The organism is Streptomyces sp. NPDC044984 (assembly GCF_040646935.1).
Lineage (GTDB): Bacteria > Actinomycetota > Actinomycetes > Streptomycetales > Streptomycetaceae > Streptomyces.
Genome location: NZ_JBEZBE010000072.1, coordinates 1 through 14,226 on the forward strand (window position 1 = coordinate 1; position 14,226 = coordinate 14,226).

Below are 14,226 nucleotides of genomic sequence, written 5' to 3' on the forward strand. Positions count from 1 at the left end.
CGAGCTGCCCCGCCGGGCCGCTGCCGTGCCTGCGGGCAGGCGGGCAGGCGGGCAGGCGGGCAGGCGGGCAGGCGGGCAGGCGGGCAGGCGGGCAGGCGGGCAGACGCCCCGTCCCCTCTCCCGGCTCCCGTATGCGCGCGGCGGGCCATGTCTAGGGAAAATCCGGGGTGTCGGGCAGCAGCCTGGACGGGTTCCCCTTCGCCGGAAACGCTCGACACCCCCGGGAGTGATGGTGCCCGTCCACGCTGACGACTACGTGATCCAGCCGCCCGGTGCCACCGACGGCGGGCTGGACGGCCTCACCCTGCCCGACGTGTTCGCCGCGGCCGTGCGCGACGGGGGTGACGCGGTGGCGCTGGTGGACGGCGAACGCTCCCTGACCTGGCCGGAGTGGCGGGCCGAGGTGGACGCGCTGGCCCGCGGTCTCCAGGAGGCCGGTGTCGGCCCCGGCGACGTGGTCGCCCTGCACCTGCCCAACTGCTGGGAGTACGTCACGCTGCACCTGGCGGCCGCGTCGGTGGGGGCCGTCACCCTGCCCGTCCACCGGGGCAACACCCCCGCCGACGTGAGGGCCCTGCTGGAGCGGGTCGACCCGACGGTGCTCGTGCTGCCGTCGGGTGTCCAGGACGCCGACGGCCCGCTCGGCACGGCGGCGCTGCGGGAGGCGTTGCCGTCGCTGCGCGCCGTCCTGGTCGCCGGCGGCGACGCGACGGACGGGGCGGAGACGGTCGAGGGCCTGCTGGCGCGCTGCGCGGGCGAGCGGCCCCGGCCGGTGGAGGTGCGGCCCGACGCGCCGTTCCTGCTGTTCCCCTCCTCCGGCACCACCTCCGCGCGGCCCAAGATCTGTCTGCACACCCACGACTCGCTGCTCACCAACTCCCGCGCGGCGACCGAGGACAGCGCCGAGCCGTACGGCGGCACCCTGATCACGGCGTGCCCGCTGACCCACTGCTTCGGACTGCAGTCGATGTACTCGGCGCTGTTCCGTTCCGGCCGTCAGGTGCTGCTGGGCTCGTGGGACGTGGACCGTTTCCTGGAGCTGGCGCGGTCGGAGCGGCCGAGCGTGGTGGTCGCCGTGCCGGCGCAGCTGCACGACGTGGTGGCGCGGGCCCGGGCGTCGGAGTCGGGGGCGGGGTTCCGCCCGGAGCGGGTGCTGACCGCCGGCGCCGCCCTGCCCGCCGCCCTGGTGCGCGAGGTGCGGGAGACCCTGGACACCACGCTGGTCGTGGTCTGGGGCATGTCGGAGGCCGGGAACGGCACCAGCAGTCTGGCCGGGGACCCGCCGGAGGTCGCCGCGCGCAGTGTGGGGCGACCGGTGCGGGGCGCGCAGCTGCGCGTCCTCGACGAGGACGGACGGCCGTGTGCCCCCGGTGAGGCCGGGGAGCTGTACTACCGCAGCCCCAGCATGTTCCGCGGTTACCACGGCGAGCCGGAGCTGACCCGGTCGGTGGTGTCCGAGGACGGCTGGCTGCGCACCGGTGACCTCGCCTCGATCGGCGCGGACGGTCTCGTGGTGTTCCACGGCCGCTCCGCCGAACTGATCAACGTGGGCGGGCGCAAGTTCAACGCCGTGGAGGTCCAGGGCCTGTTGGCGGACCTGCCCGGCATCGGTCCGCTGGCGGTGGTCGCCAGACCCGACCCCCGGCTCGGGGAGTACCCCTGCCTGGTGGTGACCGCGTCGTCGGACGCCCCATCGGACGCCGGGAACGTACCCGCGAGCCCGGTCGGCCTCGGTGAGGTGACGGCGTTCCTGCGGGAACGCGGCGTCGCCGAGTACAAGATCCCGCTCGAGCTCGTCGTCCTGCCGGCCCTGCCGCGCACACCCGCCGGGAAGATCAACCGGCTGGCGCTGGAGCGGATCCTGGCCGACGCCGCGGCGCACCCCGTGCCGGTTCCCGCCGACGCGCCCCGCCCGGACCCGCGCACGGCTCTCGACCTGGTCGTCGCCGCGGTCGCCGAGGTGCTCGGCGCGGGGGACGCGGACGGCACGGAACCCATCGGTCCGGACGTCACGTTCCGCGCGCACGGCCTCGATTCGGTGGCCTCGGTGCGGCTGCGCAACGCGCTCGCCGAGGCCACCGGGCTCGCGCTGCCCGCCGCGGTGGCCTTCGACTTCCCGACCCCGACCGCCCTCGCCCGGGAACTGGCCGGGCTGAACCGCCGGGACGAGGAACCACCGCCCGGCCCGGTGCCCGGCGACGAGCCCGTGGCGATCGTGGGCATGGCCTGCCGGCTGCCCGGGGACATCGCCTCCCCGGAAGCGCTGTGGACGCTGCTGGCCGACGGCGTGGACGCCGTGTCCGGGTTCCCCACCGACCGCGGCTGGCGTCTCGGCACCCTCTTCGACGACGACCCGGAACACCCGGGCACCTCCTACGCCCGCGAGGGCGGCTTCCTGCGCGACGCCGCCCACTTCGACGCCGGCTTCTTCGGCATGTCGGCACGGGAGGCGCTCGCCACCGACCCGCAGCAGCGACTGCTGCTGGAGCTCGCCTGGGAGGCCGTGGAGCGGGCCCGGATCGATCCGCTGACGCTGCGCGGCAGCCGTACCGGTGTGTTCGCCGGCGCCATGTACCACGACTACGCGACGGGCGCGACCGACCCCTCCGGCGAACTGGAGGGGCTGCTCCCGGTGGGCACCTCCGCCGGTGCGCTGTCCGGGCGGATCTCGTACGCCCTGGGCCTCGACGGTCCCGCCCTGACGGTGGACACGGCCTGCTCGTCGTCGCTGGTCGCGCTGCACCTGGCGTGCCGGTCGCTGCGGTCCGGGGAGTCGGAGCTGGCGCTCGCCGGGGGCGTGGCGGTGATGGCGACACCGGCACCGTTCGTGGGCTTCTCCCGGCTGCGGGGCCTGTCCCCGGACGGCCGCTGCAAGTCCTTCGGCGAGGGCGCCGACGGGGCCGCCTGGTCGGAGGGCGCCGGCCTGCTGCTCCTGGAACGGCTGTCCGACGCCCGGCGCAACGGTCATCCCGTGCTCGCGGTGATCCGCGGCTCGGCGGTCAACCAGGACGGCGCCTCCAACGGCCTGACCGCGCCCAACGGTCCCGCCCAGCGCCGGGTCATCCGAAGGGCGCTGGCCGACGCGGGGCTGACCGCGGCGGACGTGGACGCGGTGGAGGCGCACGGCACCGGTACGCCGCTCGGCGACCCGATCGAGGCGCAGGCGCTGCTCGACACCTACGGGCGCGAGCGTCCCGAGGGGCGTCCGCTGTGGCTGGGCTCGGTCAAGTCGAACCTGGGCCACACCCAGGCGGCGGCCGGTGTGGCCGGGGTGATGAAGATGGTCCTCGCGCTGGAGCACGGGGTGCTGCCGCGGACCCTGCACGCGGACACCCCCAGCTCCCGCGTGGACTGGTCCTCCGGCGCCGTCCGGCTGCTGAACGAGGCACGGGAGTGGCCGGCAGGGGACGGCAGGCCCCGCCGGGCGGCCGTCTCGTCGTTCGGCATCAGCGGCACCAACGCCCATCTCGTCCTGGAGGAGGCCCCGGCCGAGGCCGGGCGGGCCGACGGGCCGGCGGACGCGGGTGGGGCCGGGCGGGCCGTCCCGGGGGCCGGTGGGGCCGTCGTGCCGTGGCTGGTGTCGGCGCGGGACACCGCGGCACTGCGGGGCCAGGCCCGGCGACTGGCCGGGTACGCCGAGGCGCATCCGGAGGTGTCGGCCCGCGACATCGCCTACTCCCTCCTCACCACCCGCTCCCTGCACGGCCGTACAGCCGTGCTCACCGGCACCGACCGGGCCTCGCTCACGGCGGCCGCCGCCGGGTTCGCCCGGGGCGGGGCCGCCGGGGCGACGGGCCGGAGCTCGGGCGGTTCCCCGGAGCCCGCGTTCGTGTTCACCGGGCAGGGCAGTCAGCGTCCCGGCATGGGCCGGGCGCTCGCCGCCGCGTTCCCGGTGTTCGACGCCTCGCTGCGGGAGGTGTGCGCGGAGCTCGATCCCCTGCTGGAGCGCCCCCTGGCCTCGGTGATGTGGGCCGGACCGGACAGCGAGGAGGCCGCGCTGCTGCACGGCACCGGCTATGCGCAGGCCGCCCTGTTCGCCTTCCAGGTCGCCCTGTACCGGCTGCTGGCCTCCTGGGGGGTGACGCCCGCGCGGCTGGTGGGCCACTCGGTGGGCGAGATCGCCGCCGCGCACGTGGCGGGCGTGTTGAACCTGCCGGACGCCTGCGCCCTGGTCGCCGCGCGCGGCCGGCTGATGCAGTCGCTGCCGCCGGGCGGCGCGATGGTGGCCGTCCGCTGCTCCGAGGACGAGGTGCTGCCGTGGCTGGAGGGGCGTTCCGAGGACATCGCCGTCGCCGCGGTGAACGGCCCGCGGTCGGTGGTGCTGTCGGGCGCGGAGGGTCCGCTGGCCGAACTGGCCGGTGAGCTGACCGCCGCCGGGCACAAGACGCGCCGGCTGATGGTCAGCCACGCCTTCCACTCGCCGCTGATGGACCCGGTGCTCGCCGAGTTCCGGGAGACCGTGGCGGCCCTGTCCTTCGCCGGACCCGGCCTGCCGCTGATCTCCGGCGTCACCGGCCGTCCGCTGACCGCCGAGGAGGCCCGCGACCCCGGCCACTGGGTGCGGCACGCCCGGGAGGCGGTCCGGTTCGCGGACGCGGTCGGGGTGCTCGCCGAGGCGCGCACCGGCGTCTACGTCGAGTTGGGCCCGGAGGCCGCGCTCACCCCCATGGTCGACGAGTGCCTCGAGGCGCGGCTCGGGCAGCGGGAGCCGGGCGTCCGGCCGGTGGTGGAGCCGCTGCTGCGAGGCGGGGAGGACGAGGAAGGGTCCCTGCTCGCCGCCGCCGTACGGCTGCACGCGCACGGGCTGCCGGTCGACTGGCGGGCGGTGCTGCCCGGGGCCCGGGCGGTGCCGCTGCCCACGTACGCCTTCCAGCACGAGTCGTACTGGCTGGCCCCGGTGCCCGCCGGGACGGTGGCCGTGGCGAGCCCGGAGGCCGTGTCAGCGGCGGACGCGGCGCCGGCGCTGGCCGAACGGCTGGCGGGTCTGACCGAGGCGGAGGGCGAGGCCCTGGTGACGGACCTGGTGCGCGGCGAGCTGGCGGCCGTGGTCGGCGGGGAGCTGCCGCCGGACGCCGGTCCCGGACTGGCCTTCACCGAACTGGGCGTCACCTCCGTGACCGCCGTCGAACTGCGCAACCGGCTCACCGCCGTCACCGGGGTCCGGCTGCCGCCGACCCTGGTCTTCGACCATCCCTCCCCCGCCGCGGTGGCCCGGCTGGTGTGCGACACGCTCCGGCGCTCCGGGCCGGTCCGCGCCCGGGACGCGGGCGCCCTAGTCGACGCGTTGGAGGCGCTGCTCACGTCGGGCGCCGACCTCGACTCCGGGACGGCGGCCCGGCTGAGGACGCTGGCCGCGCGCTGGACCCCGGCCCGCGCCGACGTCACGGAACCGGCCGGCGGGCCGCTGGACCTGGAGGGCGCCTCGGACGAGGACCTGTTCCGCCTCATGGACGGGGGCGACGACCGGTAGGCGGGGTACGGCACGCGTCCGCGCCCCGCGGCCCGCCCCGGCGGGCCGCGGCATCCACGGGTGGGCCGGAGGCCGGTCCTCCGCTCCGCGCGCATCCACACATCCACCAGCGGGAGATCACTTCATGAGCGGGCTCGTCATGCCCCCCGTCACCCAGCCCGGCTCCGGCTCCGGCTCCGGCGATCTGATGATCGAGGCGGACGCCGTCAGCAAGTCGTACGGCACGGTCCACGCCCTGGACTCGGTCAGCGTCAGTGCCCGCCGGGGCACCGTCCTGACCCTCCTCGGCCACAACGGAGCCGGCAAGACCACTCTGGTCAACATCCTCACCACCGCCCTGCCGCTCTCCTCCGGCCGGGCGTCGGTCGCCGGGTACGACGTGACCCGGGACCCCTTCGAGATCCGCCGCCGCATCGGGCTCACGGGCCAGTTCGCGTCCGTGGACGGCCGGCTCAGCGGACGGGACAACCTGGTCCTGATCGCCCGGCTGCTCGGAGCGGGTCGCCGGGCCGCGCACTCCCGCGCCGACGAGCTCCTGCAGCTGTTCGAGCTGACGACGGTCGCCGACCGGCGCGCGAGCGGCTACTCGGGGGGTCTGCGGCGACGGCTGGACCTGGCGGTGTCCCTGGTCGGCGGCCCTCAGGTGATCTTCCTGGACGAACCCACGACCGGTCTGGACCCGTCGAGCCGGCTGAAGCTGTGGGAGATCGTCGAGGGTCTGGTGCGGCAGGGCGCCACCGTCCTGCTGACGACGCAGTACCTGGAGGAGGCCGACCGCCTCGCCGACACGATCGCGGTGCTCTCCGCGGGCCGGGTCGTCGCCTCCGGCACGCCCGAGGAGCTCAAGGCCACCGTCGGCCGCCGGACCGTGACCCTGACGCTGGACGGTGACGACGCCCCCGGGAGAGCGGGGGCCTCGCTGCGCGGCGCCGGGTTCGCCCCGGTCGGCGGCGAGGAGGGCACCCGCAGCCTCGTCGTCCCCATCGACACCACCCGGGAGATCGCCGACGTCATCCGCGCGCTGGACCACGCGGGTGTCGAGGCCACGGAGCTGACGTTCGGCGAACCGAGCCTGGACGACGTGTATCTGACCCTCGCCGAGCAGCACGCCAGGACCCCGGCGTGACCGCCGCCCGACGCCCTCTGTGGAGGACCTCTTGACCACGCACCTCACTCCCGCCGCGCGCCCGGACGCTCCCCCGGCCGTCGCACTCGAGGCGCCCGACTTCGGCGGGAGTTCGTTCGTCGCTCAGGTGTGGGTGCTGACCGGACGGTCGCTGCGGGCGATGGTGACCGACCCGGGCATCGTCCTCTTCGGCCTCATCCAGCCGGTGGTCATCCTGTTCGTGCTGACCCAGGTGTTCAGCAAGATGGGCATGCCCCCGCACTTCCCGGACGGCGTCAGCTACCTCGACTTCGTGCTGCCGGCCGTCCTGGTGGACAACGCAGCCCAGTCGGCGATGCAGTCCGGGGTGGGGCTGGTGGAGGACCTCCGCAACGGCGTGGTCGCCCGGCTGCGCTCGCTGCCGGTGCACCCCGGGGCCCTGCTGGCCGCGCGCAGCCTCGTGGGACTCGTGCGCAGCGCCGTGCAGATCCTCGTGATCATGGTGCTGGCGATGACGGCCATGGGCTACTCCCCCAACGGGGGCATCGCCGAGATCGCCCTGTCCGCCGGACTCACGCTCTTCATCAGTTTCTCGCTGGGCTGGGCCTTCATCGCGGCCGGTGCCTGGTTGCGGCGGGCCGAGCCACTGCAGAACCTCGCCCTGATCGTGATCTTCCCGCTGATGTTCGCGTCCAGCGCGTACGTACCCGTCGCCGACCTGCCCGGCTGGCTGGCGGCCGTCGCCCACGTGAACCCCCTGACCTACGCCATCGACGCCACCCGCGCCCTCGCACTGGACGTGCCGGGCCTAGACCACGCGATCCCCGCGCTGGTCATCGGCGCGGTGATCAGCGCGGTGGGCGCGTTCGCCGCGCTGGCCGGCTTCCGCCGGCCCCTCTGACCCTCGCACCACTCCCCCGGGTGCGGGGAACCGGCCCGTGGGCGCCTTCCGGCGCTCACGGGCCTTCTGCGTCCGGTGCGGCGGGTGCCGGGGCGCCCTGCGGACATCGGACGGCGGCGGACACCGGAGGGCGTTCGAAGCCCCGGGCCTCGGTCCGGTGTGAGCCGATGAGCTGCGGAAATGTGTGAGCGGGCAGCGTACGGTGCCCGAACGGGCACGCCCGGAGCGTCGGTCCGGCGGCGTGGAGCGGTTCGGGGTGGTTCGGGGTGTCGAACGGGGCCGACGGCTACCGTCAGGGGCCCGGGGAACGTCCGCTTCCGTCCGGGAATCCGCCGGGCACCCGATCCGTACGGCACCGGGCCGGCGTCCTCCGGACGCGCGTCCGCCCGCCGCCCGCCCCGATGCCCGCTCCGGTCATCCAGCAGGGCGAAACAGGCCAGGCGAGGGTCGCCGTGGCCGGAAAACCGCTGAACAGCGGGTGAGGCGGCGGCCCGTGCCACCTCCGAGCGGGCATCCGCCGAGGGGGAAACGGGCCGGATTTCCGGCAGGACCGGTGAGCCGGACGGCGCCGGACGCGTCGGCCGGCCGTCCTGAACGACGCCGCCCGCCCGGCCGATGGCCGGGCGGGCGGGACCGGGCGGGACGCTGCTACGACAGCCCGAGTTCGTTGTCGAGCATGTCGAACACCTCCTCGTCCGTGGCCGATTCGAAGTCGAACCCGTCGTCCCCCTCGCCGGACGCCGCGGGCGACTCCGTGCGCAGGGACTGCCACTTGCTGCGGAGCACCTCCAGCCGGCCCGCGACCTGTTCGAACAGTTCGGCGCCGACTTCGACACCCGCGATGCTCTTCTCCAGCCTGTCCAGCTCCGCCAGAACCGCCTCCGGTCCGCCGGTCCGGGCCGGGGCGATCCGTGCGTACAGGTGGGCGACGAGTTCGCCGGGCGTCGGGTGGTCGAACAGGAGGGTGGCCGGGAGACGTGTGCCGGTGAGCGCGCCGAGCCGGTTGCGCAGCTCGACGGAGGTCAGCGAGTCGAAGCCGAGGTCCTGGAAGGGCCGGGTCGGCTCGACGTCGGCCGGGTCCACGTGTCCGAGGACCGTGGCGATCTGTCCGCGCACCAGCTCCAGGAGCGCCTCCCGGCCCTCCGCCGGGGTGAGTCCGGACAGCCTCCGGGTGAGGTCCGCGGCCTCCGCTCCCGCTGCCGGGGCCGCGCGGCGGGACGTCACCCTGATCAGCGACCGGAACAGCGGCGGGACCTCGCCGAGGGCCCGCAGGGCACCCAGGTCCAGCCGTACGGGCAGGACCGTCGCTCCCGTGTCCGCGGCGCGGAGGGCGTCGAACAGGGCCAGGCCCTGCTCCGGGGACATCGGCGGCATGCCCGCGCCGGTCATGCGCGCGATGTCGGCCTCGCTGAGCTCGCCGGTCATGCCGCTGCCCCGGGTCCAGGGACCCCAGCCGAGGGAGAGGGCGGGCAGTCCGAGGGTGCGGCGGTGCCGGGCGAGGGCGTCCAGGAAGGCGTTGCCCGCCGCGTAGTTGGCCTGTCCGGCGTTGCCGAGCGTGCCGGCCACCGACGAGAACAGCACGAAGGCGTCGAGCGGGAGCCCCGCGGTGGCCTCGTGGAGGTGCCAGGCGGCGTCCGCCTTGGGTCGCAGGACGGTGGCGAGCCGCTCGGGTGTGAGGGAGTCGACCACTCCGTCGTCCAGCACGCCCGCCGCGTGGATCACGGCGCGCAGCGGCCGGTCGGCGGGTATCCCGGCCAGCAGCCGGTCGAGTGCGGCGCGGTCCGTCACGTCGCAGGCGGCGACGGTGACGCGGGCGCCCGACGCCTCGAGGTCGGCGGCGAGTTCGCCGGCGCCGTCGGCGGCCGGGCCGCGCCGGCTCACCAGGAGCAGGCTCCGCGCGCCGTGCTCGGCCACCAGGTGGCGGGCGACGGCGGCACCGAGGCCTCCGGTGCCACCGGTGACGAGGACCGTGCCGTCGGTGTCCCGGTCGTCCGTTCCCCGTGGTTCGGGTGCCGGGACCCGGACCAGTCGGGGCACGAGCACCCGGCCCTCGCGGACCGCGAGTTGCGGCTCGTCGGAGGTGGGGCTGAGCACGGCGGGCGGGAGGGCCGTACCCGTGTGATCCGCGTCGTCGGCGCCGATGGTGCCGGCGTCCAGGTCCAGCAGCGTGAAGCGGCCGGGGTGTTCCGCCTGGGCCGCGCGCATCAGGCCCCATACGGCGGCTGCCGCCGGGTCGGCTCCGTCGGTGGCGCCTCGGGTGAGGACGACCAGGCGGGAGACGGCGAACCGGTCGTCGCCGAGCCAGGTCTGAACCGTTTCGAGCACCTGGGCCGTCGCGGTGTGCGCGGCGCGCGCCGGGTCGCCCGGAGCAGGGGTGCCGACCGGACGAACCGGCCCGTCCGTTCCCGCCGTCCGTCCGGTGCCGGTGTCGATGCCGGTGCGGACGGGCAGGAGGACGACCGGTGGTACCGGACCGCCGGCACCTGCGGCGAGTTCCGCCAGGTCGGCGTACCGGTCGGCGGGGAGGTCCCGGAGTGCCGGGTCCGGGGTGCCGTCCGGGCCGATCACGGCGATCCGCGCGGTCCGCGCCTCGGGCGCGGCGGACGGCGTGTCCGAGGCGCGCTCCGGCGCCGGGACCCAGTCCAGGGCGAACAGGGAGTCCCGGTCGGGGCCCGCCGCGGTGCCGAGCTGTGCGGCGGAGATCGGGCGGGTCACCAGGGAGCCGACGGTGGCCACCGGTGCGCCGGTGGTGTCGGCGACGGCGACGGCGAGGGTGCCGTCGTCGGCCCGGGAGAGCCGGATGCGGACGGCGGACGCGCCGACGGCGTGCAGGGACACGCCGTTCCAGGCGAACGGAACCCCGCCGCCCTGTGACGTCCCCCCGCCCCGCGGCGCGTCGCCGTCCCGCGGCGCGTCACCGTCCCGCGGCGCGTCACCGTCGGCGGCCGGGCCGGCCAGCGCGGTGGCGTGCAGGGCGGCGTCGAACAGCGCCGGGTGCAGACCGTACGCGCCGCCGTCGGCGCCGTCGGGCAGGGCGACCTCGGCGAACACCTCGCCGTCGCGCCGCCAGGCGGCCCGCAGTCCCCGGAACACCGGTCCGTAGACGAACCCGGCGTCCTCGAAACGCTCGTACAGGCCGTCCGTGTCGAGCGGTTCAGCCCTCTCGGGCGGCCAGACGGACGCGTCGAAGTCCGTGGCGGCCGGGACCGCAGGACCGGTCGCGAGGACTCCCTCGGCGTGGGTCGTCCAGGTGGCGGCGGGGTCGTCGGCGGGCCGGGAGTGGATGCCGAGCGGGCGGCGGCCCGTGTCGTCGGGGGCGCCGACGCCGACCTGGAGCTGGACGGTACCGCGGGCGGGCAGGACCAGCGGTGCGGCGAGGGTGAGTTCCTCCACCAGCTCGCAGCCCAGGGAGGTGCCGGCGTGTACCGCCAGCTCCAGCAGGGCGGTGCCGGGGACGAGGACGGCGCCCATGACGACGTGGTCGGCGAGCCAGCCGTGGGTGCCGACCGACAGCCGCCCGGTGAACAGGTGGCCGTCGGATCCGGCGAGTTCCACGGCCCCGCCGAGCAGCGGGTGGTCCGCGGGCGTCAGTCCGGCGGCTTCCGCCCCGGCGCCCAGGCGCATCTCCGCGGGCCAGAAGCGGCGCCGCTGGAAGGCGTACGTGGGCAGGGCGACCCGGCGGGCGCCCAGGCCGGCGAAGAACCGGGCCCAGTCGACGGTCACGCCGTGTCCGTGGAGCCAGGCGAGGGCGTCGACCAGGGCGGTCTCGCCGGGGGTGGTGCGCCGCTGGGCGGCGACGGTCACGGCGGTGTCGGGCAGGGTCTCGCGGGCCATGGCGCAGGCGACGCCGTCGGGTCCGAGTTCGAGGAACCTGGTGACGCCCTGTTCGTGAAGGGTGTTCACCCCGTCGGAGAAGCGGACGGCCTCGCGGACGTGCCGTACCCAGTAGTCGGCGGAGCAGAGTTCTTCCGCGGTGGCGAGGGCGCCGGTGAGGTTGGAGACCACGGGCAGGGCGGGCGGTTGGGGCGACAGCCGTTCCAGTACGGCGCGGAAGTCCTCCAGCATCGGTTCCATCAGCGGGGAGTGGAAGGCGTGCGACACCCGCAGGGCGGTGGTGCGGCGGCCCTGCTCGCGGAAGACCGCGGTCACCTTCTCGACGTCCGGCCCGGAACCCGACACCACGACGGAGGCCGGGCCGTTGACGGCCGCGACGCCGACGCCGTCGGTGAGGTGGGGCAGCACCTCGGCCTCGGTGGCCTGGACCGCCGCCATGGCACCGCCGACGGGCAGCGCCTGCATCAGGCTGCCGCGGGCGGCGACCAGCGCGCAGGCTTCCTCCAGGGTGAAGACCCCGGCGACGTGGGCCGCGGTGATCTCCCCGATGGAGTGTCCCGCCACGTACTCGGGGACGACACCGAACGACTCGGCGAGCCGGTACAGCGCCGTTCCGAGGGCAAAGAGGGCGGCCTGGGCGTAGGCGGTGGCGTTCAGGGCGTCCTCGTCGTCGCCCCAGACGACCTCGCGCAGGGGACGCTCCAGGTGCTCGTCCAGCCCGGCGCAGGCCGCGTCGAAGGCCTCGGCGAACAGCGGGAAGCGCTCGTACAGGTCGCGTCCCATGCCGAGCCGCTGCGAGCCCTGGCCCGGGAAGAGGACGGCGAGCAGTCCCTCGCGGGCCGTGGTGGCCGGCTCCTCGCCGCGTGCGACCGCGCCCAGGGCGGCCAGCAGTCCGTCGCGGTCCGCGCCGACGACCGCGACGCGGTGTTCGAACGCCGTGCGGGTGGTCGCCAGCGAGTAGGCGACGTCGAGCGGGCGCGGCGCGTCCGCGCCGGCCTCCTCGACGTGCGCCAGCAGGCGTCCGGCCTGGGCGCGCAGGGCGTCCTGGTCGCGCGCCGACAGCAGCCACGGTACGACCGCGGCGGGTGCCGGGCCCGCGTCGTCCGCCTGCCCGGGGACGGCGGGGGCCGTGGGCGCGGCGGCGGGTGCCTGCTCGACGATGACGTGGGCGTTGGTTCCGCTGATGCCGAAGGAGGAGACACCTGCGCGGCGCGGGCGGCCGGTGCCGGTCCATTCCCGCTGCTCGGTCAGCAGCGCGACGGAGCCGGTGGTCCAGTCGACCTGGTCGCTGGGCGCGTCCACGTTGAGGGTGGCGGGCAGCACACCGTGCCGCATCGCCATCACCATTTTGATGACGCCCGCGACGCCGGCGGCAGCCTGCGTGTGCCCGATGTTGGACTTCACCGAGCCGAGCCACAGGGGGTGCTCCTCGGGCCGGTCCTGGCCGTAGGTGGCGAGCAGCGCCTGGGCCTCGATCGGGTCGCCGAGCGTGGTGCCCGTGCCGTGCGCCTCGACCGCGTCGATCTGGTCGGCGGCGAGCCGCGCGTTGGCAAGGGCCTGCCGGATCACGCGGCGCTGGGAGGGGCCGTTGGGGGCGGTGAGCCCGTTGCTGGCGCCGTCCTGGTTGACGGCGGAGCCCCGGACCACGGCCAGCACCTCGTGCCCGTTGCGCAGCGCGTCGGACAGCCGCTCGACCACGAGGAAGCCGGCGCCCTCGGAGAAGCCGGTGCCGTCGGCCGCCGCGGCGAACGACTTGCACCGTCCGTCGGGCGCGAGCCCGCCCTGCCGGCCGAACTCGACGAACACACCGGGCGTGGCGAGCACGGTGACACCGCCGGTGACGGCGAGCGAGCAGTCGCCCTGCCGCAGCGCCTGCACCGCGAGGTGCAGCGCGACCAGGGAGGACGAGCAGGCGGTGTCGACGGAGACCGCCGGGCCCTCCAGGCCGAGCTTGTAGGAGATGCGGCCGGTGACGACGCTGCCGTTGCCGTCGCTGCCGGGGTAGTCGTGGTACATCACGCCGGCGAAGACACCGGTGCGGCTGCCCCTGAGCGAGCCGGGGTCGATGCCCGCGCGCTCCAGCGCCTCCCAGGACAGCTCCAGCGCGAGCCGCTGCTGCGGGTCCATCGCGAGGGCCTCGCGGGGCGAGATGCCGAAGAACCCGGGGTCGAAGTCGGCCGCCCCGTCGAGGAAGCCGCCCTCGCGTGCGTAGTAGCCGTCGGGGTGCCTGGACTGCGGGTCACGCAGCATCGACAGGTCCCATCCCCGGTCCTGGGGGAACGGGGTGATGGCGTCCGCGCCGTCCGTGACCAGCCGCCACAGGTCCTCAGGCGAGGTCACTCCGCCCGGGTAGCGGCAGGCCATGCCGACGATCGCGATCGGCTCGTGCCGGGCGGCGGTGAGCCGCCTGTTGTCCCGGCGCAGCCGCGCGGTCTCCGCGCGTGCGGCGCGCAGGGCGTCAGGGGTCGCGGCGTTCCCGGAAGTTCCGGGAACGCCGGAAGCCTCGGTGAGTGGGACGTCCTGGGCGCCCGGGCCGGTGTCGACGGCTCCGTCCGGTCCGTCGTGCGGATCGGTGTCCTGCTCCTCCGGGTCCGCGAGAGCCTCCGCGTGCGCCGGCACTCCGCCGTCGTCGTCGGCGAGTTCGAGGAGGACGTCCATCAGACCGGCGTCCCGCAGACGTCGGGTCGGGATCGACCGGAGCGCGCGGCGGACGCCGTCCTCTGCGGCGTCACCGTCCGCTTCGTCGCCCGACGCCGGGTACGCGGCGGCCAGTTCGGCCTCCACGAACTCGGTGACGGCGAGGGCGTTGGGGTGGTCGAAAACCAGGGTGGCGGGGAGCCTGAGGCCGGTGAGGTGGTTGAGCTGGTTGCGCAGTTCGGTCGCGGCGAGCGAGTCGAAGCCCAGTTCCTGGAAGGC

4 protein-coding genes are annotated in these 14,226 nt (G+C 75.6%); 3 read left to right on the top strand and 1 reads right to left on the bottom strand.

All coding sequences use genetic code 11. The features are described from left to right. Positions 1-229 precede the first annotated feature (229 nt). The 3 genes from AB0A94_RS37855 (at position 230) to AB0A94_RS37865 (ending at position 7,476) form a co-directional block, all read left to right on the top strand. A complete protein-coding gene (locus AB0A94_RS37855) occupies positions 230-5,470 on the top strand; it encodes a beta-ketoacyl synthase N-terminal-like domain-containing protein (protein ID WP_361751469.1) in 5,241 nt (1,746 codons plus the stop codon). A gap of 124 nt (positions 5,471-5,594) precedes the next feature. Further along, the gene (locus tag AB0A94_RS37860; protein ID WP_361751471.1) at positions 5,595-6,596 is read left to right on the top strand and encodes an ATP-binding cassette domain-containing protein; all 1,002 of its coding nucleotides are present in this window, start codon (positions 5,595-5,597) and stop codon (positions 6,594-6,596) included. A 31-nt stretch (positions 6,597-6,627) separates the two neighbouring features. After that, positions 6,628-7,476: an ABC transporter permease gene (locus AB0A94_RS37865; protein ID WP_361751473.1), complete on the top strand. Its 849-nt coding sequence runs from the start codon at positions 6,628-6,630 to the stop codon at positions 7,474-7,476. Between the two features lie 648 nt (positions 7,477-8,124). On the opposite strand, the gene AB0A94_RS37870 is transcribed toward AB0A94_RS37865, so the two are convergent. Further along, positions 8,125-14,226, bottom strand: a 6,102-nt coding sequence (locus tag AB0A94_RS37870) for an SDR family NAD(P)-dependent oxidoreductase (RefSeq protein WP_361751474.1), incomplete at its 5' end; no start/stop codon positions are given.

Bases quoted from the DNA above. Each gene is read 5' to 3' on its own strand.
- AB0A94_RS37860 (WP_361751471.1), top strand. From the start codon at position 5,595: ATGAGCGGGCTCGTCATGCCCCCCGTCACCCAGCCCGGCTCCGGCTCC.
- AB0A94_RS37855 (WP_361751469.1), top strand. From the start codon at position 230: ATGGTGCCCGTCCACGCTGACGACTACGTGATCCAGCCGCCCGGTGCC.